General features: G+C 49.7%; 20 protein-coding genes. 9 read left to right on the top strand and 11 right to left on the bottom strand.

The features are described 5' to 3' along the window. Nucleotides 1-50 precede the first annotated feature (50 nt). Nucleotides 51-1,157, top strand: coding sequence for a ferrochelatase (gene hemH, locus GQ52_RS09955; protein ID WP_047517317.1), 1,107 nt, complete (start codon nucleotides 51-53; stop codon nucleotides 1,155-1,157). 76 nt (nucleotides 1,158-1,233) lie between these two features. Here hemH and GQ52_RS09950 read toward each other — a convergent pair whose 3' ends face one another. Further along, on the bottom strand, nucleotides 1,234-1,791 hold the full coding sequence (locus tag GQ52_RS09950) for a PEP-CTERM sorting domain-containing protein (protein ID WP_047517314.1): 558 nt from the start codon (nucleotides 1,789-1,791) through the stop codon (nucleotides 1,234-1,236). A gap of 283 nt (nucleotides 1,792-2,074) precedes the next feature. Here GQ52_RS09950 and rfaD point away from each other — a divergent pair, with 283 nt between their 5' ends. The 8 genes from rfaD to GQ52_RS09910 all read left to right on the top strand — a co-directional run bounded on the left by rfaD (nucleotide 2,075) and on the right by GQ52_RS09910 (nucleotide 10,508). Further along, complete coding sequence (gene rfaD, locus GQ52_RS09945) at nucleotides 2,075-3,064, top strand: ADP-glyceromanno-heptose 6-epimerase (protein WP_047517312.1); 990 nt, start codon at nucleotides 2,075-2,077, stop codon at nucleotides 3,062-3,064. Nucleotides 3,065-3,088: 24 nt separating this feature from the next. Continuing rightward, nucleotides 3,089-3,649: an SIS domain-containing protein gene (locus GQ52_RS09940; RefSeq protein ID WP_019882790.1), complete on the top strand. Its 561-nt coding sequence runs from the start codon at nucleotides 3,089-3,091 to the stop codon at nucleotides 3,647-3,649. Beyond that, nucleotides 3,649-5,121, top strand: coding sequence for a D-glycero-beta-D-manno-heptose-7-phosphate kinase (gene rfaE1, locus GQ52_RS09935; protein WP_047517309.1), 1,473 nt, complete (start codon nucleotides 3,649-3,651; stop codon nucleotides 5,119-5,121). Before GQ52_RS09940 ends, rfaE1 begins: the two co-directional genes overlap by 1 nt. Then, nucleotides 5,118-6,143, top strand: a complete 1,026-nt coding sequence (gene waaF / locus GQ52_RS09930) for a lipopolysaccharide heptosyltransferase II (protein ID WP_047517307.1) — start codon at nucleotides 5,118-5,120, stop codon at nucleotides 6,141-6,143. Before rfaE1 ends, waaF begins: the two co-directional genes overlap by 4 nt. Then, nucleotides 6,140-7,669, top strand: coding sequence for a hypothetical protein (locus GQ52_RS09925; protein WP_047517305.1), 1,530 nt, complete (start codon nucleotides 6,140-6,142; stop codon nucleotides 7,667-7,669). Before waaF ends, GQ52_RS09925 begins: the two co-directional genes overlap by 4 nt. A 171-nt stretch (nucleotides 7,670-7,840) precedes the next feature. Continuing rightward, nucleotides 7,841-8,878 (top strand): hypothetical protein, encoded by a 1,038-nt coding sequence (locus GQ52_RS09920; protein WP_152604425.1) that lies wholly within the window; start codon nucleotides 7,841-7,843, stop codon nucleotides 8,876-8,878. A gap of 9 nt (nucleotides 8,879-8,887) precedes the next feature. Next, nucleotides 8,888-9,838: a 6-hydroxymethylpterin diphosphokinase MptE-like protein gene (locus tag GQ52_RS13765; RefSeq protein ID WP_052179097.1), complete on the top strand. Its 951-nt coding sequence runs from the start codon at nucleotides 8,888-8,890 to the stop codon at nucleotides 9,836-9,838. A 7-nt stretch (nucleotides 9,839-9,845) separates the two neighbouring features. Next, complete coding sequence (locus GQ52_RS09910; protein ID WP_047517300.1) at nucleotides 9,846-10,508, top strand: CMP-N-acetylneuraminic acid synthetase; 663 nt, start codon at nucleotides 9,846-9,848, stop codon at nucleotides 10,506-10,508. A gap of 38 nt (nucleotides 10,509-10,546) precedes the next feature. Here the strand turns inward: GQ52_RS09910 and rfaP are convergent, their stop codons facing one another. From rfaP to GQ52_RS09860, 10 genes are all read right to left on the bottom strand, one after another. Then, complete coding sequence (gene rfaP, locus GQ52_RS09905) at nucleotides 10,547-11,380, bottom strand: lipopolysaccharide core heptose(I) kinase RfaP (RefSeq protein ID WP_052179157.1); 834 nt, start codon at nucleotides 11,378-11,380, stop codon at nucleotides 10,547-10,549. A gap of 5 nt (nucleotides 11,381-11,385) precedes the next feature. Further along, on the bottom strand, nucleotides 11,386-13,260 hold the full coding sequence (locus tag GQ52_RS09900) for a sulfatase-like hydrolase/transferase (protein WP_161792010.1): 1,875 nt from the start codon (nucleotides 13,258-13,260) through the stop codon (nucleotides 11,386-11,388). Between the two features lie 36 nt (nucleotides 13,261-13,296). Beyond that, nucleotides 13,297-13,977 (bottom strand): HAD family hydrolase, encoded by a 681-nt coding sequence (locus tag GQ52_RS09895; protein WP_047517299.1) that lies wholly within the window; start codon nucleotides 13,975-13,977, stop codon nucleotides 13,297-13,299. A gap of 70 nt (nucleotides 13,978-14,047) precedes the next feature. After that, on the bottom strand, nucleotides 14,048-14,677 hold the full coding sequence (eda, locus tag GQ52_RS09890) for a bifunctional 4-hydroxy-2-oxoglutarate aldolase/2-dehydro-3-deoxy-phosphogluconate aldolase (RefSeq protein ID WP_019882798.1): 630 nt from the start codon (nucleotides 14,675-14,677) through the stop codon (nucleotides 14,048-14,050). A 151-nt stretch (nucleotides 14,678-14,828) separates the two neighbouring features. Then, entirely contained in the window at nucleotides 14,829-16,643 is a 1,815-nt protein-coding gene (edd, locus tag GQ52_RS09885; RefSeq protein WP_019882800.1) for a phosphogluconate dehydratase, read from the bottom strand. Between the two features lie 258 nt (nucleotides 16,644-16,901). Then, on the bottom strand, nucleotides 16,902-18,638 hold the full coding sequence (locus GQ52_RS09880) for a carbamoyltransferase (RefSeq protein WP_047517296.1): 1,737 nt from the start codon (nucleotides 18,636-18,638) through the stop codon (nucleotides 16,902-16,904). Nucleotides 18,639-18,671: 33 nt separating this feature from the next. After that, nucleotides 18,672-20,129 carry a lipopolysaccharide kinase InaA family protein gene (locus GQ52_RS09875; protein WP_235273123.1) on the bottom strand — a complete coding sequence of 486 codons (1,458 nt, stop codon included), beginning with the start codon at nucleotides 20,127-20,129 and terminating at the stop codon, nucleotides 18,672-18,674. An 8-nt stretch (nucleotides 20,130-20,137) separates the two neighbouring features. After that, nucleotides 20,138-21,013 carry a 2OG-Fe(II) oxygenase gene (locus tag GQ52_RS09870; RefSeq protein WP_047517292.1) on the bottom strand — a complete coding sequence of 292 codons (876 nt, stop codon included), beginning with the start codon at nucleotides 21,011-21,013 and terminating at the stop codon, nucleotides 20,138-20,140. Beyond that, a complete protein-coding gene (locus tag GQ52_RS09865; protein ID WP_235273121.1) occupies nucleotides 21,010-21,819 on the bottom strand; it encodes a glycosyltransferase in 810 nt (269 codons plus the stop codon). The genes GQ52_RS09870 and GQ52_RS09865 overlap by 4 nt, the downstream gene beginning before the upstream one ends. A 15-nt stretch (nucleotides 21,820-21,834) precedes the next feature. Continuing rightward, entirely contained in the window at nucleotides 21,835-22,617 is a 783-nt protein-coding gene (locus tag GQ52_RS09860; RefSeq protein ID WP_047517286.1) for a lipopolysaccharide kinase InaA family protein, read from the bottom strand. Between the last annotated feature and the right edge of the window lie 44 nt (nucleotides 22,618-22,661).

Genomic DNA, 22,661 nt, shown 5'->3' with positions numbered 1-22,661 from the left:
TTTTTCACTGGCAAGCGTCACATAGGCTTTTATTCGCTTAAAATGCCTTTATGACCTATTACCAGCCAGAGCCTGCCTACACCCACGGCAGCCAACCAAAAGTGGGAATCTTGTTAGCCAACCTAGGCACACCAGAAGCGCCAACCGCCAAGGCATTACGTCCCTACCTGCAACAGTTCCTGATGGACAGACGCGTGGTCGAAATCCCGCGCCTGATCTGGTGGTGTATCCTACACGGCATTATTTTAATCGTCAGGCCCAAAAAATCTGCCGAAAAATACGCCAGCATCTGGCGCAAAGACGGCTCACCATTAATGGTCTATGCCGTGCAACAAAAAAAACTGTTGCAAGGATACCTGTCACAAAAAATCAACGCGCCATTTGCCGTCGAATTAGGCATGACCTACGGCAACCCCAGCATGCAAAGCGCGATTGAATCATTGAAAGCACAAGGCTGCGACCGCATTCTAGTGTTCCCACTCTACCCACAATATGCCGCCAGCAGCACTGCCGCCGCGTTAGACGCCGTGTGGCGCGTGCTACTTAAAATGCGCAATGTGCCTGCTATCCGCACCATCAAGCACTACCACGACCATCCGCGCTATATTCAAGCGCTGGCCGGCCATATTCAGGCCTACTGGAAACTACACGGCAAACCCGAGAAACTGGTCATGAGCTTTCACGGCGTGCCTAAATTTCACCTGCTTAAAGGCGACCCCTACCACTGCGAATGCCATAAAACCGCTCGCTTGCTGGCAGAGGCTTTAGGCTTAAGCAAAGCACAATACGAAGTCGCCTTCCAATCCCGCTTCGGCCGACAGGAATGGCTGCAACCCTACCTCGCCAACACATTGGACGCCTTGGGCAAACAGCAACTCAAACGCATAGACGTCGTCTGCCCCGGCTTTAGCAGTGACTGCCTGGAAACCCTGGAAGAAATTGCCATGGAAGGCAAACATTTATTCCAGTCTGTGGGCGGGGGCGAGTACCACTATATTCCGGCACTGAATAGTGAACCTGTGTGGATAGAAGCGATGCGCGATATTGCACTGGAGCATTTGCAGGGTTGGGTGCGTCATGACTTCAATCAGGTGCAAGCAGAAGCTGAGGCGCAAGCAAGTAAGCAACGTGCTTTAGCGATGGGCGCTGAAAAATAGCTCTCGGACATAAAGTAGACATAAAAAAAGCGTAATTAAATTACGCTTTTTTTACTACCGACAGATAGTTTAATGATCAGGCTTGTTTGCGACGAGTGGCAAAGCCTAACAATCCCAGTCCGGCTAACAGCATGCCGTAGGTTTCTGGCTCTGGTACGTTTGCAACAGTAAACTGGAACTTATCATAGCTGAAGCCAGCGCCTGTCGAGGAGTCATCAAAATACAGTTTCGTGATGTTTGAATAGGCGCTTAAATCAACCAAACCGTTTGACTCACGTGCAATGGTGCCGAGTAAAGAAGCGCCACTGAAAATGTTAATATCCAGATGGTCACCACTATCGTAACCGGCAAGCACAAACGAGAGATTATTCACTGCTGCTGTAAAGTCAACTTGCAAGTCTGCCTGGCAGTTAAAACCTGCCGTCAGAGCGCAGATTTCGCTGTCTATGCCTGACGCACCAACGTAAATATCTGAGCCGAAAGATGTGATGGTAGCCTGCGGGAATACCAGAACAGTGGAGCCTTGAGCGCCGTGTGCTAACGTTGTGAAGTCTAATGTATCAGCAAACGTATTGGTTGAAAATAAAGCAACAAAGATTGATAGAGCGATACTGCGTTGTTTCAAGAATTTCATAACACCCTCCCCATAAATTATATTTAATAATAAGAATTGCCCGGCGATTGTAAGCTTATGATAGGAACCTGTCTATAGCCCTTTGGGGCAAGGCAATTAAGGCTGAATTGACCCGGGTTTATACAGTGTCATTGCCCGCGCAAAAGCTTCCATCATCAGCTGATGGTGACCACTATTGATGAAGATGCATGAAGTATTGATACATTCAAAGCCTACCGATTCCTATGCCAGCCCTCGCCGATTACGCGCTATAATCGCGTTTTAACGTTTTTATCGTTCCCCTATGATCATTATCACCGGTGGTGCAGGCATGATTGGCTCTATCATGGCCTGGCATTTGAACAACAAACTGGGTCGGCAAGACCTGATAATTGTTGACCGCATCACACATGAAAACCAGTGGCAAAACCTGGTGCACAGGCACTACGCCGAATACTTGGACAAAGACCAGTTGTTCGACTTTCTGGAAGATAACGACGACATCACTGCGGTGATTCATATGGGTGCCATCAGCGCGACCACCGAGCGCGACTTTAACAAGCTGGTGGCGGATAATATGCATTATTCGCAGGACTTGTGGTCCTGGTGTGCGGAATATGAAGTCCCCTTCTTTTACGCCAGCTCTGCCGCGACCTATGGCGGCGGTGAGCAAGGCTACGATGATGCCAGCATTGAAAACCTGCGCCCCTTGAATGGCTATGGCTATTCGAAACACTTTTTTGACCAGTGGGTGTTGCAGCAAGTCGCGCAAAAACAGATCACACCTCCCGCATGGGCAGGATTCAAGTTTTTCAATGTCTATGGACCGAACGAATACCATAAAGAACGCATGGCCAGCGTGGCTTACCACACCTTTAACCAGTTTAAAGAAACCGGCACCATGCGTTTGTTTAAAGGTACCAAGGCGGACGTGGAAGACGGCATGCAACTGCGTGACTTTGTCTATGTGAAAGACGTCGCAGATGTGATGGGATTTTTCCTTGAGGCTGCGTTGAAAAACAAACCAGCGGCGAATGCGATTTACAATATCGGCACCGGGCAAGCACGCAGCTTTAAAGACCTAGCGACCAATGTGATGACCAGCATGGATCGCGAACCCAATATTACTTATATTGATATGCCGCAAGATCTTCAGGGCAAATATCAGTACTTTACGCAGGCCGAGATGAAAAAGCTGCGCGATGCGGGTTATAAAAAGCCATTTACCACACTGGAAGAAGGCGTGAAGGACTATGTGCAGAACTATTTGCGGCAGGATGACCCTTACGCATAACCTCCTTCAGAAATTGTGAGCGATATGAATCATATTGAATATCTTAAAGGTGAGCACGCGGCGCATGTGGCGATGTTTCAGGCATTGGAACCGCTATTTCCGCTGATTAGCGATGTTGGCAATTTGCTGCGCGACTGTATTCAGCGTGGCGGCAAGGTGTTGCTGTGCGGTAACGGCGGCAGCGCGGCGGATAGCCAGCACATTGCTGCAGAGATCGTTGGCCGCTTTAAAAAAGAACGCAAGGGCTTGCCATCCATCGCTTTGACAACGGATACGTCTATCCTGACCTCAGTCGGTAATGACTATGGCTATGACTATATTTTTGCGCGCCAGGTCGAAGCACTTTGCCGCCCCGAAGATATCCTGATTGGCTTGACCACCAGTGGTAACAGTGCCAATGTGGTGCGTGCGATTGAAGCTGCTAATGACATTGGCGCAACAACCATAGGCCTGACTGGCGGTAGCGGCGGCAAATTGAATGTGCTGTGTACACACAATATCGTCGTCCCCTCCAGCGTCACCGCCCGCATTCAGGAAGCGCATATTTTCATTGGTCACTGCCTGTGTGAAATTCTGGAATCCTGATGACTGCAACGGTATTGAATAACAACACGGCAACGCTGGTTGCCCATTTTGGCGAACAAAAACAGCATGCGCTGGTCATTGGCGATGTGATGCTGGACCGTTACCTGATGGGTGAGGTCAATCGCATTTCACCTGAAGCACCGGTGCCGGTGGTATTGATCAAATCAGAGCAACAACGCGCAGGCGGCGCGGCCAATGTCGCGGCCAACCTGGCACTGTTGGGCATCAAAACCCGTATGGTAGGCCTGGTGGGAGCGGATAACGAAGGCCAGCTATTACTGGCAGCCATGCAAGGCTGTGGCATAGATACATCGGCCATGATCAACTCAGCCACGCGCCCCACTATTGCCAAAACACGTATTCTGGGCGGGCATCAGCAAATGATGCGTCTGGATCAGGAAATCACCACTGAACTCTCAGCGGCAGAAGCAAAAACTGCAACTGAAACTATTAACACAGCCCTGGCGCAACAACCGGCGCTGGTGATTCTGTCAGACTACGCCAAGGGCTTGCTGACCGAGCCACTATGCCAGCATGTGATTCATCATTGTCGCCAACATAACATCCCGGTATTGGTCGACCCTAAAGGGCGCAACTATGACAAATATCGTAGTGCGACGGCGCTCACGCCCAACAAAAAAGAAACAGCTGAGGCCTGCGATACGCAAGTCCATGACGCAGCACTCATAGAGAAGGCCACTGCACTCAAGTCCCGTTTGGCGCTGGATTTCCTGGCCGTCACACGTGGTGAAGAAGGCATTACCCTGATTGCTGACCGTACCGATCATTTAAGCGCCACGGCCAAACAAGTGTTTGATGTATCTGGCGCTGGCGATACCGTCATTGCCACACTGGCAGCCGGACTTATGCATGGCTTGAGTGCGCTGGATAGTTTGTCACTCGCCAATATTGCTGCCGGTGTCGTTGTCGGCAAAGTAGGCACTGTGCCGATTACCAAGGCTGACCTGGTAGACGCCATTGCCACCGCACAAGGCAGCGAACAAGCACATAAAGTATGCGAATTGCCAGGCCTGCTGCAAAAAGTCGCAGCATGGAAACAACAAGGACAAAAAATCGTCTTTACCAACGGCTGCTTTGACCTATTGCACGCCGGGCATGTCACCTACCTTGAAGGCGCCAAAAAATGCGGAGACAAACTGATCCTGGGCCTGAATACTGATCGCTCAGTCTCTGCGTTAAAAGGCCCGACGCGGCCAGTGGTTAACGAACAGGATCGTGCCCGTGTCCTGGCGGCGCTAGAGTCTATTGATGCTGTCATCCTGTTTGACGAAGATACCCCGCTCGCGCTGATCAATGCCATCCAACCAGCCGTGATTGCCAAAGGTAGTGACTATACTGCTGAGCAAGTGGTAGGCGGCAAAGAAGTGCTGTCGTGGGGAGGCGAAATTGCCCTGATCGACCTGGTAGAAGGCCGCAGCACCACCAACCTGATTAAAAAACTGCACGCATGAACAAGATACTGGTGATGGGCCCGTCATGGGTGGGCGATATGGTGTTGGCGCAAAGCCTGTTCAAACAGCTCAAAATCGAGCAACCAAATTGCCAAATATCCGTTGCCGCACCAGCCTGGACCATGCCATTGCTGGACAGAATGCCGGAAGTGTCACAAGCCATTGCGCTACCGTTTAAACATGGCGACCTGGCGTTGCGCGAACGCTTTCAATTCGGCCGTTCATTGGCAGGACAAGGGTTTACGCAAGCGATTTTGCTCACTAACAGCCTTAAATCAGCGATTCTGCCGTGGGCGGCCAAGATTCCTGTCCGCACTGGCTTTAAAGGCGAAATGCGCTATGGCCTGGTGAATGATATGCGTCCACTGGATAAAACAGTGCTTAAAAAAACCGTGGAGCGCTTTGTCGCACTTAGCTTGCCAAAAAATGCTGCCCTGCCCGCACAATTACCGCAACCAGCATTACGATCTGACCCGGCACATGCCAACACATTATTAAAAACATTCAAGATTGGGAATACTGACAAACCTGTGCTCGGGCTATGCCCGGGGGCAGAGTATGGCGAAGCCAAACGCTGGCCCGCAGAGTATTACGCAGAAGTGGCAAACCATGCCCTGAACCAAGGCTGGCAAGTATGGCTGTTTGGCTCAGAAAAAGATAAGCCGGTCACGACAAATATCCAGCAACTCACGCAACAACGCTGTATCGACCTAGCTGGCAGCACCAAACTGGGGGAAGCCATTGATTTAATGTCACTGTGCCATACCGTGATCAGCAACGACTCAGGCCTCATGCATGTCGCAGCAGCGCTGGATAAAAAACTGATTGCGATTTATGGCTCGTCTGATCCCAAGCATACGCCACCCATGCACCCGGATGCAGTGGTTGAATATCTAGGGCTTTCATGCAGCCCATGTTTTGAACGCGTGTGCCCGCTGGGGCATCTCAACTGCCTGCGGCAGATCCAACCTGATACCATCCAAGCCAAACTGACGCGCACATATTTGGAGATGATAAAGTGAACCTCAGGCTTTCTTTAGGAAAAATCACGCCCCGGCAGTGGCTAGGCTTTTATCTGCTGGCTGCGTTCCTCATTGCCTGCAAGATCATGTATAACCAGCACGGCTGGGTGAACAATGACTCGCTACTTTACTTTGAGCAAGCTAGACTCATCGCCGCTGGTGAATTTCAACAAGCCTTTAGCCTGTTTACCTGGATTTTTTATCCAGGCCTGCTGGCGCTGATACATATACTAAGCGGCATTGATATCCACACTGCCGCCATTGGTTTGAACATCGCATGCTTTGTGCTGTTTGTGGCAGGCTTTCAACGCCTGTTGCTAGAAGCAGGGGCAAAAATGCGCACCTTGCATTGGGGACTTTTGTTACTGTTCTCAACGCAATACATCATCGGCGATGTATTAGGTATGCTACTCAGAGATGAAGGTTTTTGGGCGGCTTATACCTGGGGATTGGTGTATTGGCTGCGCACACTCAAGCACCAACGCTGGCATGATATCTTGATGTTCCAATGCACGATGGCTATCGCAGTATTATTCCGGATAGAAGCCTCCGCCTATTTGCTGGCCTTACCCCTGTTCTTGCTACTGCATCAGGCCATTGCCTGGCCTCAACGTATCAAACTATGGTTACAAGCTAACACCATCGCTTTAATAACGGCAACCATTCTTGGCATTGCCATTCTTGCGGGTGTCTTACATATCCAGCAACTTGGGCGTCTGCAAGAAATTATTACGCAACTGGCCAATTTATTCAGTGAGCGTATTTCTTTCATTAATCAGAAAGCAGACATTATCGGCAAACAGGTACTAGGGGATGACCTCGATGATTATAGTGTGTTCAGTTTGTGGGCCAGTCTGATTCTTATCGCATCCTTTAAAACCCTGAAAGTAGCTGGTTTACCGGCATTGCTTCTTGTCCTTTGGCCTAAACCTACCTGGTGGTTCAAACTGTCAGAACACACCAGGCACCTGGTGGTTGCAACATTATTGATCAGCTTCACGGTCAGCCTGGTGATCATTCTCAATGTGTTTGTACTCTCCAGCCGCTATGTCATCTCCTCCGGCATTATTGTCCTAACCCTCGCGGCTTTTGCCATCACTGAATTACAAAACCGCTGGCCAAAATGGGTAAGCATGGTGCTCGCTTCGCTGCTGGCCTGCTTGCTCATATATTCACTGTACGATCGTAATGCAATCGACCTCGATAGGCAGGCAGTCAATTACATTCAAAGCGTTAATACACAGCATAAACCGGTGTTCTACGATACGGAAAATGCCAGATTTTATGCAAAGCAACCTTACCTTAACAGGTTGCTTGGTTACAGCTTATTCCCGCAACTGGTCTCTGATCAAGAAATTGAAAAGTATGACTACTATATGATCACGATTAGCAAACACGAGGCTGATATAGCCTATGAACAACAGGCACAGCAAATTTTAACGCAGCATCATTTCAGCCTGGTAAAAACGCTATATGGCTGGCGAAAAAAATCAAAAGTGTTAATTTTCAGCAGGGACGCTGATTAAAACCATCACAAATAAGTTAAAATTCGTAATAAAACATTTATCTCATAATTAAAACAATAATTCTTCTCATCGCATATGATCCATCAGATCTTTAAAAACAGGCCGCTGATCACGCCTTATTGGCAATCAAACTTTAAACATTTACTCCGTTTCAGCATTGTATGGGTGATATTGTTCGCTTGTACCGCTAACGTTTGTAACAGTTTTTTCATTAAATGGGGATTTCGTGACGACTCCCGTTATGCTTCGCTGGTTGGCGTAATTGATGGTAGCGCCTATCAACCCTATGTCTACCGTTCGGCTGTACCGCGCCTGGCGGATATGGCCGTGCAACATTTACCGGCGGAAAAACAGGAGCAACTGTTTCATCGTATTATCTCTTCAGACAAACTGAAAAACCATTTTTTCCACGACATCCCTGCTGAGCAATGGACGCCTCGTGTTGCGCTTGACTATCACCTGATGTACGGGCTCACCTTGCTGAGCTTTTTAATCACATTAATCTATCTGCGCAAAATATTCCTGCACTTCTCTTCAAACTATTCTGCGTCTATATTGGCTGTGGTCCTGTTTAGCCTGATGTATCCCCTCACCTTCAAGCGTGGGGGCTATTTTTATGATTTTTTTGAATTACTGGGCATTACTGTCAGTACATTTTATTTCTTAACGAATAGAAAGTTACTGGCCTCTGTCCTGTTAATGCTGACCGCTTTTAATAAGGAGACGGCCTTTGTCGCAGCCTTTGGCTTCTTCTTTCTACATGGCAAAGATTACCCCATGCAAAAACGCGTGGCCTATTTTGCCTTGCAGTTTATTGCCTGCTTCCTGATCCGCGAATGGATCATTGCACCGTACACAGGCAATACAGATACGGCCCTGCACTTTCATTTACTGGATAACGCCAAGTTCTGGCTCAACCCGGTCAACTACTTTAAATTGAGTGATTTCTATACCCTTGGCCTATTTTCGCCAACCATCCAAAATGTATTGGTATTGCCGTGGCTGGTTTATTGGATCAGAGCAGGCTGGCAACAGATGGACGACATGCTTAAACACTATACATTAGGCATTTTCATCCCCAACCTGCTATTGTTTCTTAACTTCACCACAAAAGATGAGTTCAGAAACTTTTCACTCAGCATGATTGCCTTGTATATTGTATTGATACACGGTTTCTCACCGTTCAGACAATGGCTGGATCAAAAATAGTGCATGCCTATGAAGGTGTTACATAAACTGCATTGTGGCTTCAGGCGATTGCTGCTCGGATCGTGTTTCAAGCATCAATACAATTGCCACCCTGATTTCGACCTGCTGCGTAGTGAAACGGCATGTACTGTGCTATGGAAAAAACAGCCATTGGCGACGATTCCTTTTGCACACACACTCAGCCACACATTACATGGGCCTTGCTGGATTGTGGCCTCGGGCCCTTCTTTAGCTGATATTGATTTGCAGAAAATTGCGCCTTATCCAACGATCAGCCTGAATTGTGCCATCAAGAAGTTTCTGGAGGCGGGGCTCGCGCCTACCCACAGCATTATTGTCGATCACCGCGTATTTAAACGCCAGTGGCAATGTGTTGTCGACTCAATACGCTCCGGTGCGCACTGCTTCTTCAGCTTTGAAGGCTTAAGTATCATTGCCGAACGTGCGCCTGAGTTATTACAGCAAGGCAATATTTACTTGATTGAGTCTGCGACCAGACAATACGGCGTGGCACGTGAGAGTATCAAGCAATGCCTGCAACGCTTTCAACAGGATACGGAGATCGCTCTTGCCGCGGACCTACTGCCTTACTGCCGCGCCATTGGCTTCAGCCACAACCTGAAAAAAGGCGTTTTTGCTGGCAAAACAGTGGCCACCTGGGCGGTACAACTGGCGTTTGGCCTTGGTTACAGTGCGATTTATATTGTGGGCATGGATTTAGGCGGGACGGGTAAAACGCATTTCTATGCTGACAAAAACAACCCTGCCCCTGACTTTTTACGCTATTACGAGCCACATATCCGTGGCTGCTTTGAACTGGCGCGCCAAGCCAGTGAAAAAACCGGTGTTAAGTTATATAATCTGTCGCAGCAAAGCGCATTACCTGCGCACATTATTCCAAAAATTTCTTTTACCGAGGCTTTGCAGCAGATAGAAGAACATACATCTTCTAAGAAATGATCTTATTATGAAAATTATTATTCCACTTCAGACCTGCTCAACGCGTATTCCACATAAAAATATCCGTCCGTTTTACCAGGACGACTCCCTGTTTGACATTAAAGCCAAACAAATTCTGACCTTTGAGTCGCCAGAAAATGTCTATGTATCCTCTGAGAGCGCAGAGCTGGTGAAACCATTATGCGACAAGTATGGCTTTCACTTCATGCATCGCGATGACTCACTCACCGGCAACAAAATTTACCAGCCAGACCTGGTTAAGGCATTGACCGACCCGCTGCCTGGCGATGATGACATCATGTGGATACAAGTGACTTCACCGCTGTTTAATCAGTTTAAAGAGGCGCTGGAAGCCTGGAAGGCCGTGCGTAATGATTATGACTCGCTGGTCGCAGTCAAGCCGTTTAAAGGCCATTTACTCGACGCCAAGGGTAATCCTGTCAACTATGGCTTTGGCTACTGGCATAAAGTGTCGCAAGACCTGCCCAAGCTGTATTCAGTATTGTGGAGCCTGTTTATTCTCAAGCGTGAAACCGTTAACCGCTTTCACTATCATATCGGCGTCAACCCGTATTTATTTGAAACTAACCATATGGTGGTTGATATCGACTATCACGAAGACTTCGAACTGGCGGGCATGATTTACACCAAGCTGCACGGTACAATTTAACACTAGCGCCTCGGTACTTGAGGCGCTTAGCGACTAAGCTACATGGCTACGCCACTGCGCACCTTGCGTTGATACTTGGCATATAACCTGGCCGCCCTTGCACTGACCTGTTGCCAGATCGCACCCCGTATCTGCACTCTCCAATTCAAGGCTGGCCACGCTGCGTAGTAATACCTTAAAAAAGTTAGCCAGTCACCTCGGTTTAAACCTACATCCATGGCTGAAAAATACAAAGCTGCCAGATCCTTGATTTGCATGCGTGCAGAAGGTGGCTGATGTATTTCAACCCGATGCAGGTCTAGTACATAGAGCGGTGGCGGTAATTGCCCGCCTTCTTCACGTTTGAAGCAGAAATGGCAGATATAAAAATCCCGGTGATAAATGCCATGTGCATGCAATCTGCCGGCAATTTCAGCCACACGACGAATCAGCGTCCGCTTGTATTGCAATCGCGGAGCTTGTGTCTGCCAGATCAGCGCCAAATCTTCCAGAGTGACGATATCCCCAAGATCCTCGGTCATCACAAAAGAGCGCAGGCTCGCGGGTAAACAACCTTGCACGCCATGGGCGACATAAGGTGTCGTTGGAATATTAAGATCTGTCAGCGCTTGAATCGCCTCGACTTCATTACGCGCACTGACCACCGGACGTTTAAAGGTCATCCAGTTTTTTAAAATCTCTAACCAGCCCACGCCGTTGTGGCGCTTGATAAAATAGTAGCGCTGCCCGAACTTAACCTTGACCGTCTGCCTGGTCGCAACGGCTCTGAAGACCTGTCCGTCAATATGCATGAGGTACTCAAACAGATTAGGCCGCGCCAGAATGTCTGGTGGAAGCTGATTGCCAGCAGCAAAGTCTACCTCTTGTTTCATGGTCATCAGTCTTTAAAGCTTGCCATAAAACGTGAACAATTTTTAATCGCCTGCAACAATTGCGGCTGATGCTCAGCGGTCAGGGCAGCCTGTTGTTCGGCATCCAGCACTTCATCATTGCGCCCCGTCGGCACGTAATGCTTCATCCCGTTTTGCTGGTAGGCAATTCGATACTTCATGTCATTCGTCAACACACCGATGGTTCGCCAGTCGCTCACGACGATAAAATCGCGCTGTTGCGTATCGTAAAGATTACGGCCCAATGAGTAGCTGTTGGCATCAACAGGGGCTCCCAGGGCTTGCAGTAGCGTAGGTGAAATATCCAGATGGCTGCTCACATGATCGATCTCGGCATGCGTACGACCAGGCATCCACACGACCATAGGCACGTGCGTTTGCTCTTCAACAAAGGTGGAGTTATGACCCCAGTTGCCTTTCTCAAGAAACTCTTCGCCATGATCACCAGTAATAATGATAATCGTATTTTCTAATAAACCCTGGCTACGCAATTCTTCCAATACACGTCCAATTTGCATATCTATCCAATGCGCCGCATTAGAGTAGCGATTTTTGAACTCGCCTATCCTTGGCTGCAAAGAGGCACGTGACATCCCCCAATAATTCACATCACCCAAATAAGGCGAAGCAACGACCGCCTGGTCAGGGAAGTCATACCGGGCATGAGTAGACTCAAAAAAGAAGAAGCTCATGAACGGTTTGCTATGGTCTCGCTGTTTGAGAAAAGCAATTTGCTGGCTTGCATTCCACTCATCCCGCTGCCATGGGCTCATGCTTTCATCTGCTTCATGCAAATCTGCCAACGAAAACTTAGCGAATAAGGTTTTATTAAACTCCGGGTAAGAGAATTTTGCACTGGTGCGCAAATCAAACTGATAGCCCAGGGACTGCAATCTATCCATCAGCAAAGGCGATTGCTGAGCATGCAAGAAGCTGGACCAATAAGAGCCATATAAGCCGTAAAACATGCCAAACAGCCCTTCCCGTGTACCATTGCCACTGGAGTAATGCTGCGTGAATAAGCTACCCTGCTGACCAAGTTGCCAACTATTAGGCATGATTTCAGGCGTTAGCCTGTCCCAACGCAGGGATTCCGCAGCGAAGATCACAATATTCGGTGAATGATTTACCGATTGATAGTTGATGGCTTGCAATGGGTAATGCAGCCTTGCCGTATCCACGGACAAGCGATGATTATGGCGTCGCTCAATATCCATCCCATACCGTGCTGCCAACGAGCGCATCAACACCTGCCGATAAAAAGGATACACCTCCGCCGTGTCTAAAACGGCACCGATGTTTTTCACATCGCTAATGCCATAAATCAACCCCTGAATCACAAATAAGATGGGGGCCAATATCCAGATGACAATCGCAGAGATTCTGGCAAGCTTGAATTGTGTATAACTTACACTGATGATCCAGAAAATGGTTTGAATCACCGCCACAAGCAAGACTGAACCAGCGATCGAGACGTAAGTACCACCACTGGTGCCCAACGAAGCAAGGCCACCTTTGGTCGTCATCAGGTTCCAGATAAATCCATTAAAGTGAAAGCGATACAAGTCATAAATCATCAGATCTGATTTAATAAACATGAGCCCGGCACTACTCAGTACAATCGCCAGCGCAGCCACTAATCGCGGGTAAGCTCTAAGAAATAAGCTCGCCAGCCAGGCTGGCAATACAACGATCAAGCTATAGAGAAACGCATAAAATCCCCAGGCAGATAAATGGAAAACCCACGACAGACTGGTTGCTGCAGCGACACCTTCAGAGAGAAATCCCCAGGTCACCCACAACATATGCAAGGTAGTTAGTAATAAGAAAAGCCGAAAAATGGCATTGTTAGATGGTTTCATCGCGTAAACTTTCATCGCGTAAACATAGTAGCGAAGTTAGACAAATGCCTCGTGCGGGCGCAACTCGAGATGATGACATACCATGACTTGATGTTCCTTACAGTAAGCTTTCCAATCCGGCATATCGGTCCAATCGGCAACAAAAATAAAATCCAGCCCGGCACCTGTCGATGCCTGGTGATCAAAACGGCTATCACCAATAAACAATGCGGGGAACGCTATGCTGCCATCGGCAATCATCTGTGCCAGATGCTCGTTCTTTTTAGTGGGGCCACCGTAAATGCCAAGTTCGAACAAAGCATCCAGTCCACGCCGAGGGAAAATACTTCTGAGCTCTTCCTGATCGCCGCCCGACATCAGCATCCACTTGGCCTGTGCCGTCTTTTGCTTTAAATCCATTAACGCCGGTGCGACTTCGCACTGCATTAAGGTTTCGTCCAGAATCTCGGTAAACGTATCCATAAACGCCTGGAATAATTCGGGCGTTAGCGCTTGCTTAATGATCTCGGTAATGTAATAACGGATCTTGTCATTACGCGGGATACTCCCCAGTTTGATATGGTAATCGACAAAGGCTTGCGCTTGCTCATCGCTACCTCCCATGCGTTTGGCCGTATTGTAATAAGCATCGACTTTGGTCTGGTTGCTATTGAGAACAACGCCATCGCAATCAAGCACGATGGTTTTATAGATGGAGAGGTCTGGGCGTTGGGACATAGGCTGGATAATAAAAAAGGCTTGTATTGCTACAAGCCTTCATTATAGACGATTTGCGTCGGTGACTTGCTTATTTAGCCGCCACAATCGCTGAAGCTTCTTTCGCCAGTTTGGTGATGTGCGCCCAGTCTTTGTTCGCCACCGCATCCGCCGGTGTCAACCAGGTACCGCCACACACAACCACGTTAGGCAACGCCAGGAAGTTAGGTGCGCTTTCAACGCTCACGCCACCGGTTGGGCAGAATTTCACGTCAGCAAATGGGCCAGCAAAGCCTTTGAGCAGGTTGATACCGCCCACAGCCACGGCTGGGAACAACTTCAGGAAATAGTAATCATCGGCATTCGCCATCATGATTTCAGAGCCTGTAGACACGCCTGGCAGCAATGGCAGGCCAATTTTACGGGCAAATTGGCCTAACTCAGTGGTATAGCCTGGGCTCACTGCAAATTGGCAACCGACATCTTTAGAAGCTTGTGCATCTTTCAGGTTACGCACGGTACCGGAACCCAAAATCGCGTCAGGCACGTGCTTGGCGATTTGTTCCATGGCTTGCAGGGCGACAGGTGAACGCAAAGTCACTTCCAGTACTTTAACGCCGCCCTCCAACAAAGCTTCTGCCATTGGTACGGCATCTTCCACTTTGTTGATGACAATGACCGGAATCACCGGGCCATGATTAGCTAACTCTAATGTGCTCATGTTCTCAATCTTTACCTAAATAAATAAACTTTTTTTAATTGCCTGCTTAACAGTAAATTAAAAGTGCTAAGCAAGACTAGGTGCAGAAGCGCAGACAGTACGAATAGTACGGCAAGCGAACTGCAACGACGTATTAGGACGCAATTTTAATTTACAACCAGGTGACCGCGCCTTCTTCGGCTGACAGCACATTTCTACGCATACCACCAAACAACTCACGACCCAAGCCATGCGCATTGTGATGACGCTTGGCATCGCTCAGCTCTTCAGCTTCGCGCTCGGCCCAGGTGTCTTCATCCACTAGCACGTTCAACTGGCCAACCGTTCCGTTGAGGCGAATAATGTCGCCATTGCGAATTTTGGAAATCGCACCACCGGCACTCGCCTCTGGGCTCAGGTGAATCGCCGCTGGAATCTTGCCAGACGCGCCACTCATACGGCCGTCAGTCACAATCGCGACACGGAAACCTTTGTTTTGCAGTACAGCCAGTGGCGGTGTCAGTTTATGCAGCTCTGGCATCCCATTGGCTTTAGGGCCCTGGAAGCGAACCACCGCAATAAAGTCTCTTTCCAGCTCACCACGATCAAACGCTGACAGCAATTCCTCTTGCGCATCAAACACAATGGCTGGCGCTTCAATAATATGACGGTCTTCAGGCACTGCAGAAATTTTAATCACGCTGCGACCCAGGTTACCTTTGAGCAAGCGCAAGCCGCCAGACTCATTAAATGGGTGTGCAGCGGTACGCACAATGGTTTCATCGCCGCTTTCAGCCGGGTAGTCGGTCCACACCAGTTTATCCGCTGTTTTCTCCGGTTTTTTACCGTAATCACGCATGCCGCCACCGCTGACGGTGTACACATCGGGATACATGTAACCACCTTCGATCAGCTCGCGAATTACGAAACCAGGGCCGCCAGCGGTCTGGAATTCGTTGACATCGGCTTTGCCGTTCGGGTAAACACTGGCCAGCAAAGGCGTGGCTTTGGCCAGGTAGTGGAAGTCAGTCCAGTCAATGATAATACCGGCTGCACGTGCAACGGCTACCCAGTGGATCAAATGGTTAGTTGAACCACCAGTTGCCAGCAAGGCCACCATGGCATTCACAATCACATGTTCGTCGACCAGGCGGCCAATCGGCACGAATTTTTCTTTTTTGGTATTTTGTATCACCAGGCGCACCGCTTCGCGCGTCAAATCTTCGCGCATACCATCGTGTGGATGGATAAAAGCTGCACCAGGCACATGCAAGCCCATCGCCTCCAGCAACATCTGGTTACTGTTGGCGGTGCCGTAGAACGTACAGGTACCTGCACCGTGATACGCCGCAGACTCGCTCGCCAGCAACTCTTCACGGTCACACAAGCCTTGTGCGTATTTCTCGCGGACTTTGGATTTTGAGGTGTTATCGATACCGGTGCTCATCGGGCCAGCGGGCACGAACACACATGGCAAATGGCCAAAATGCAGCGCGCCGATCAACAGGCCAGGCACAATCTTGTCACAGACACCGAGCAATAAAGAAGCATCAAATACATCATGAGACAAAGCAACCGCAGTACTCATGGCAATGGTGTCGCGGCTGAACAGGCTCAGTTCCATGCCTGGTTCGCCCTGGGTAATGCCATCACACATGGCTGGCACACCACCTGCCACCTGCACGGTTGCACCCAATTTACGGGCTTCATCACGGATAATATCCGGATAGTCCACGTAAGGCTGATGCGCAGACAGCATTTCGTTGTAAGCCGTGACGATACCAATATGCGTTGGTTTCTCGGCATAAATCTTGAACTTGTCGTTTTGTGGCATCGCCGCAAACGCGTGCGCCACGTTGGCACAGCCCAGACGATCCGGGCCTTTTTCACGGTTCAGGTAATCATCAATACGCTGCAAATACGCCTTGCGGGTCGGACGGCTGCGCTCGATGATGCGTTCTGTTACTTCAATGTGAGATTGTTTCATTGACTATCGCTCAACTGTGTTTTAACTACCTGATGAACTATCCTGATGAACTGCTTTGAACTTGCTATTTAGTCACAGTTTAGGGTCGTAATATATATGAATCCAAACAGGTTCCCTACCTGCGATTATCGCCAAACTGGTGCAAGACGTCAAACTGAATTACCAAATTTGATTGTTTTTTTAGACGATTCAATGACTTAAAACAATATAAACCGTTTGAGGGAACCAGTTTGAAGCGCACGCGCTTCAAACCAGCCTTCAGATAGATTTGGTGACCAGAATATCTTCCAGCATCAAATACTCAAGATCGCAGCCATGGAACATATTCAAGGCATCGGTCGGACTGCAAATCATGGGTTCGCCACGGCGATTAAGCGAGGTATTAAGCACTACGCCATTACCACGCAATTGCTCCAGGTGCTCAATCAACGCGTAATAACGCGGGTTGGTTTCCTTGGTCACAATCTGCGCACGCGCCGTACCATCTTCATGCACCACTTCCGGAATGCGCGCTTTCCAGGCTGGATTCACATTAAAAGTGAACGTCATGTATGGGGCCGGATGCTCTGTTTGCAGAATATCGGCCGCCACACGGTCCAGCATACTGGGGCAGAATGGCCGCCAGCGCTCACGGTATTTAATTTGCGCATTGATACGGTCAGCCACACCCGGAAAACTCGGGTCGCCCAGGATACTGCGACAGCCTAATGAGCGCGGGCCAAACTCCATACGGCCCTGGAACCACGCCAGTGGATTACCTGCCGCCAGCAATTCAGCCGCCTTGCGCGGGCCATCTTCTACACGAGTAAAAATAGGCTTGGCCGGGTGCGCTTCACAGGCGGCGATACACTCTTCGTTGGTGAACGCCGGGCCCAGGTAGGCATGCTCCATTTTATGGATAGTTTCACCTGCTAAATGTGCAGCATAAGTTGCTGCACCCAGGCTAGTGCCGTTATCGCCAGAAGCCGGTTGCACAAACAACTCTTTCACGTGCGGCAAGGCAATAATACGTTGATTCAGTTTTACGTTTAGCGCCACACCACCTGCCATCACAATCTTGCCGGTTTCACGGATGATGTCGCCCAGGTAATACTCAATCATCTGCAATGCCAGGTCTTCCAGCAGCTTCTGCACGCTGGCCGCGTAATGGATATACGGGTCATCGATCTCGTCGCCTTTACGCTTGGGCCCCAACCATTCGATGAGCTTGGGCGTAAAGTAATAGCCTTTGGATTTACCATCGGCATCGGTCTCTTTATAACGGCGCAAGCCCACCACATTGACATATTCGGTGTTAATGATGAGTTCACCGTTTTCAAACTTGGCCAGACGACTTAAATCGTATTTATTTGGGTCGCCATACGGTGCCATGCCCATGACTTTAAATTCGCCATCCAGCATTTCAAAGCCCAGAAACTCAGTGATGGCGCCATACAGACCACCCAGCGAATCCGGGTCATAGAATTCTTTTATTTTGTGAATCTTGCCGTTTTCGCCATAGCCGAAAAAGGTAGTCGCATACTCACCTTTGCCATCAATGCCGACAATCGCCGTTTTTTCTTTAAACCCACTCAGGTGATAAGCACTGGAAGCATGCGCCAAATGGTGCTCTACCGGCACATATTTGGCTTTAGTCAGGCCCAGTTCGGCCATCAGCTTGAGTGATTTGTCACGGTTGCGACGGAAACGACGGTTACCGTTAAAAATCGCATCCAGCGCACGATCAGGCGCATACCAGTAACGCTTGGCATAATGCCAGCGCGCAGCCGAGGTCAATGGAATTTCACCGTAAGGAAAAGCGACAATATCCACCTGATCCGGCGTAATACCTGCCTGTTTCAGGCAAAATTGTGTCGCCTCGTAGGGCCAGTGATTTTTAGCGTGCTTGTCACGGATAAAACGTTCTTCTTCCGCCGCAGCGACAATCTTGCCGTCCACCAGAATGGCAGCAGAAGCGTCATGCCCCAAGGCACCGGATAAACCTAAAACAATCATGCAGAAACTCGCGTAATGATTTAATGGAAATAACTAAAGGGAAATGCCCGCCAGCCTGAGTGGCGTATGGTCCTGATAAATCAGGCTAAACGACTTAAGCAGTGCATTATACAGGGAAGTATCCTGTTTCCAATTTTGCAGCAGCCGGCGGATATCTTTGGCATGTGCACGCAAAGCCATTTGTGTACGGCGATGTTGCTGCATGCTATCGAGGTCGATGACCACAATCTCGCCCTGATCGGTGACTTGCAGGTTACTGGCTTTCAGATCGCCATGAGAGACCTTGAGCAAATACCACTGGTAGCACAGCGTCACCAGCTGGTGAATAACCCGCTCACGCATATCGCTATCGGTACACTGCTGGAAAAAGGTCAGTGCATCCGGCCATGGGCTGTAAGCTGACACAAAATAAGCGCGGCCGCGCATGCCGCAGTAGCGCTGCTCATACATCAACAATGGCTGTGGCGTCAGCATGCCGTAATATTGCAGACGATGGGCATTACGCCAGGATGCCGCGGCCCGACTGGGTCGCCAGGCGCGGCTCAGGCCATGTAGCCAGTCTTTGATGTTATACCGTTTGATCACCACGGCTTGGTCTTGCAAATGCGTATGCACCACGGTACAGGTATTGCCTGGCTTCAACACCTTGCCGACATGCATGGCCACCTCAAGTGCAGGCAAATCTGTTGCATGCAAGCCGCCTGCCGTACTCACCGCCTGCGCACTCTGGCTGGTTTGCTGCCAGGCGACATCGCTGCAAGTACGGAAAATTTTACGCGTGACATAGCGCTCAACCTCTTGCGCCTTCATTTGCTTGACCAAGGTCAGCAATGTGGATGAGAACAAAGTAGCTTGCCACCCACGCGCCTGATCATACGCTGCCAGCAGGGGCGCCACCCAGGCATGCTGATCCAACACCTGTACTTTTGAGATCAACTCAGCCAACTGCCGATAGGCCTGACGCTGGTTCAAGGTATGTTTCTGAATCCCATCACCGTCCAGCGACCATACTTTATTATCGGACAGTAGAAAGTTTTTAAGATGCAAATCCGTTTGCACCAAACCAGCCCCATGCTGTGCGGCCAGGGTTTGCACCAATTGTTTAAGTAACAGCAAGCCTTGTTCAGGGGGCAACGTCTGGTATAACACATCGGCATTATCTGCGGGCGCGATAGCGGTGTAGATCAAGATGCTGGCACGCTGGTCTGCGGAATGTCCTTGCCACAACAAGGCAGGCGTTGCCAACCCTGCTTGCGTGAGCCAACGTACGCCTTGCGCATCGCGTGAGGCATATTTTTCCGCCTGCGCACCGAGAAATACTTTGGCGAACACCGCCTTGCCAGACCATTGCGCGCGAAATACCCAGCGCCGCTGTGGCAAAACACGCACAGCGACCAGCCCGGTCAATGCAGACTGGTCAGACAGCAGGATAGCGCCCGTGGCGCTATCAACAACATCACACATGGCAGGCGCGATGATCGCGTCATGCATTGCCACCATTAGCGGGATTTCCACCATTGCGCAATTTTCTGCAGCCAGCTAGCTTGCCCGGCGAATAACTTTTTCGCCCGTTTATCGCGTTTTTTCATCATTTTTTTCACTTGCGATTTTGTCTCTGCATCATCATGCGGCCTGGCCACATACAAGGTATGGCGAGAATCTCCCTGTTCATTCGGGATAGGCAAGGCCTGGTAGTAATACAGCGCGATCGACCGACGCGTAATACCTTCCGGTGTGGTCAATGGATCAGGATGCCCATGAAAGCTGTCAGCATCGGTATTAAAAATCACGCAACGGTTAAACAAAGGCGCCACCGTTTGCTGCCTAGCCTGCATTTGCCGGTCCCATAACTCCAGATTACCGCCATACTCCGGCAGCCAGTCCTGGTTTAAATACACCAGCATATTGACGCGGCGATACAGTTGCAGGCCTTCATTGACCTGAAAGTCAGCATGGATGCCGAGCAAGCCGCCAGCAGACGTTTCGTGCAGGCCACCGCCCGCGAAATAAGGGTCTGGTAACAGGCCTTTAAAACCGGTCAGGGTTTCAATAAACTGCAACATGGCAGCAGAGTTAAACAAGGCGAACGCCGCGCGCAAGGTTTCATCGCAGTCATAGGGTGAAATTTGACGCTTATGTGTACCGCCATAGCCTTTTTCATACACCTTGTCATGCGCTTTGGGGTCTTGCGGAAAGTGATCCAGCAATAACTGTGTAAACGCGGCAGGAAAAATATTGTCGATTACCGCATGCGGAAACGGCTGCGCTTGCGCATACTCCTCAGCCAGCAAACTGCCAATATCTTTGGCTTGCTGCATATCCAGGGAAAATCCATTTCCCATTTCAATTGGCAATACCCCATCAGTCATGGTCATTTTGTTGTTTCCTGCTGTGACTGTAATTGTTTAAGCATGGCTTGTTTGCGCTGTAAACGGCGGTTTTGCGCAGTATACCCGCTCACAAGCCCAACCGTTCCTGCCTCGACATGGTCAAGGTAACGAAACAAACGCGCCGGCGACATGCGCTCAATGATATAGCCCTGCGCAACCAGCTTATCCTGCAATACATAGCCGGGAATCTGTTGCTGCATATAAAAACGGCATCCCAGCTTTTTCATCAAACCCACGTTCCACAAGGCAAAAAAGCTCTTGATATACGGCTCAATGTAAGGCCGGGCCTGGCGTGCAGGCAGGCCTAGCTGCTGCTTGATACGACGGCTGTGGTACTTGAAAAAGCCAGTGAATGCGCGCCAGAACAAACGCACATGGCCACGGTTTAACTGATGTAAACAGCCAATCGCGGCAATATTAGGCTGGCGCTGCATACGCTGCAAACAATCAAGAAAAATTTGCGGCTCGTAAATAAAGGTATCGGTATGCATCAAAAACAGGTAATCCGTATTGATCGCAGCCAGAATCAAATCCAGGCCTTCACCATGCGCAGCAAACCCCTGCTCTTTGCCTCGTGATGGGCGCTCAATTAAATGGATCCAGTCCAGGCTGCGCAAGTATGCTGTACTTTCATCCGCAGAATCATTATCCACCACCCAGACGTCGACGGCATTGGCATCCAGCGCACCGCTATCGAAATGGCTTTTGATAAAATTCAAACAGGTACGGGTCAAATCCAGCGTTTTGTAATTCACCAGCCCGATGCTGAATCTTGGTAATGTGTGTGCCATAGACATACTTATCCGTTAACGCTTGCTACGCTTGGTTATCCATTTGAGTAACTGGCGATCACACCAGCCTAACGGCCGCGTATATGTCTCGCCATACAAATAATGCTTTAAAAAATAGAGGCGATCGCGATCACTCAGCTCTGCGGCATGCCGGTGTAATGCCGCCAGGTCGAAACGCGCACGACGCCAGGCGCCTAGGTTTTGCCTGGCTTTTTCCAGGTCAATCAGCGCCACGTCAGGTGCGGCATCATCCGGCCGCACAAAAATATGCTTGGGATACAAAGCGCGATGCACCCAGCCCAGATCGTGAAAGCGGCGAATTTGCCTGGCAACTGCACGCAACAGCTGTCTACGCGCATGCTGGGGTTGATTCAGCATGCTTGGTAATAATTGCTCCAGATCGACAAAACCATGCAGGTTCTCTGTGACCAGAATGGCGCGCTGATTGCCAGCCTGCGGCGATTCGGCATACATCAGCACTTTGGGCGCAGGAATGCCCGCCTTTGCCAGCGACTGCAAGCGATGGTATTCACGGCGGAAAGTCGGCTCACCAGCAAACGGATGGCATAAGGTGCGGCGACCATGATTCTGCTGCTTTTTCACAAACAAGGTCAGTGCAGGCTGGTTTTCCCGTGGCAATACCAGCTTGCCGACACCACTCCAGCCACCACGCCGCTGATTAGGCGCCTCAAACCAGGCGATATCACGTGTCCACCAGGCGTCAAACGTATCCAGCCCATGACGCTGCAGGGCCGCTTCATAGACAGGATCTTGATAATGATTCAGGGAATGTTCCAAAATTAATTGTGCTGAAATAATTGACGCCAATGCGGGTTTTTAAA

The sequence above is a fragment of the Methylophilus sp. Q8 genome, from assembly GCF_000800115.1.
Lineage (GTDB): Bacteria > Pseudomonadota > Gammaproteobacteria > Burkholderiales > Methylophilaceae > Methylophilus.
Note: the sequence above shows the minus strand (reverse complement) of the source record. Positions and strands in the feature narration are given on the sequence as shown.

What these genes read in the sequence shown, in the direction of transcription:
- hemH (WP_047517317.1), top strand. Translation starts at nt 51, where the DNA reads ATGACCTATTACCAGCCAGAGCCTGCCTACACCCACGGCAGCCAACCA.
- GQ52_RS09950 (WP_047517314.1), bottom strand. Translation starts at nt 1,791, where the DNA reads ATGAAATTCTTGAAACAACGCAGTATCGCTCTATCAATCTTTGTTGCT.
- rfaD (WP_047517312.1), top strand. Translation starts at nt 2,075, where the DNA reads ATGATCATTATCACCGGTGGTGCAGGCATGATTGGCTCTATCATGGCC.
- GQ52_RS09940 (WP_019882790.1), top strand. Translation starts at nt 3,089, where the DNA reads ATGAATCATATTGAATATCTTAAAGGTGAGCACGCGGCGCATGTGGCG.
- rfaE1 (WP_047517309.1), top strand. Translation starts at nt 3,649, where the DNA reads ATGACTGCAACGGTATTGAATAACAACACGGCAACGCTGGTTGCCCAT.
- waaF (WP_047517307.1), top strand. Translation starts at nt 5,118, where the DNA reads ATGAACAAGATACTGGTGATGGGCCCGTCATGGGTGGGCGATATGGTG.
- GQ52_RS13765 (WP_052179097.1), top strand. Translation starts at nt 8,888, where the DNA reads ATGAAGGTGTTACATAAACTGCATTGTGGCTTCAGGCGATTGCTGCTC.
- GQ52_RS09910 (WP_047517300.1), top strand. Translation starts at nt 9,846, where the DNA reads ATGAAAATTATTATTCCACTTCAGACCTGCTCAACGCGTATTCCACAT.
- rfaP (WP_052179157.1), bottom strand. Translation starts at nt 11,380, where the DNA reads ATGAAACAAGAGGTAGACTTTGCTGCTGGCAATCAGCTTCCACCAGAC.
- GQ52_RS09900 (WP_161792010.1), bottom strand. Translation starts at nt 13,260, where the DNA reads ATGAAACCATCTAACAATGCCATTTTTCGGCTTTTCTTATTACTAACT.
- GQ52_RS09895 (WP_047517299.1), bottom strand. Translation starts at nt 13,977, where the DNA reads ATGTCCCAACGCCCAGACCTCTCCATCTATAAAACCATCGTGCTTGAT.
- eda (WP_019882798.1), bottom strand. Translation starts at nt 14,677, where the DNA reads ATGAGCACATTAGAGTTAGCTAATCATGGCCCGGTGATTCCGGTCATT.
- edd (WP_019882800.1), bottom strand. Translation starts at nt 16,643, where the DNA reads ATGAAACAATCTCACATTGAAGTAACAGAACGCATCATCGAGCGCAGC.
- GQ52_RS09880 (WP_047517296.1), bottom strand. Translation starts at nt 18,638, where the DNA reads ATGATTGTTTTAGGTTTATCCGGTGCCTTGGGGCATGACGCTTCTGCT.
- GQ52_RS09875 (WP_235273123.1), bottom strand. Translation starts at nt 20,129, where the DNA reads ATGCATGACGCGATCATCGCGCCTGCCATGTGTGATGTTGTTGATAGC.
- GQ52_RS09870 (WP_047517292.1), bottom strand. Translation starts at nt 21,013, where the DNA reads ATGACCATGACTGATGGGGTATTGCCAATTGAAATGGGAAATGGATTT.
- GQ52_RS09865 (WP_235273121.1), bottom strand. Translation starts at nt 21,819, where the DNA reads ATGGCACACACATTACCAAGATTCAGCATCGGGCTGGTGAATTACAAA.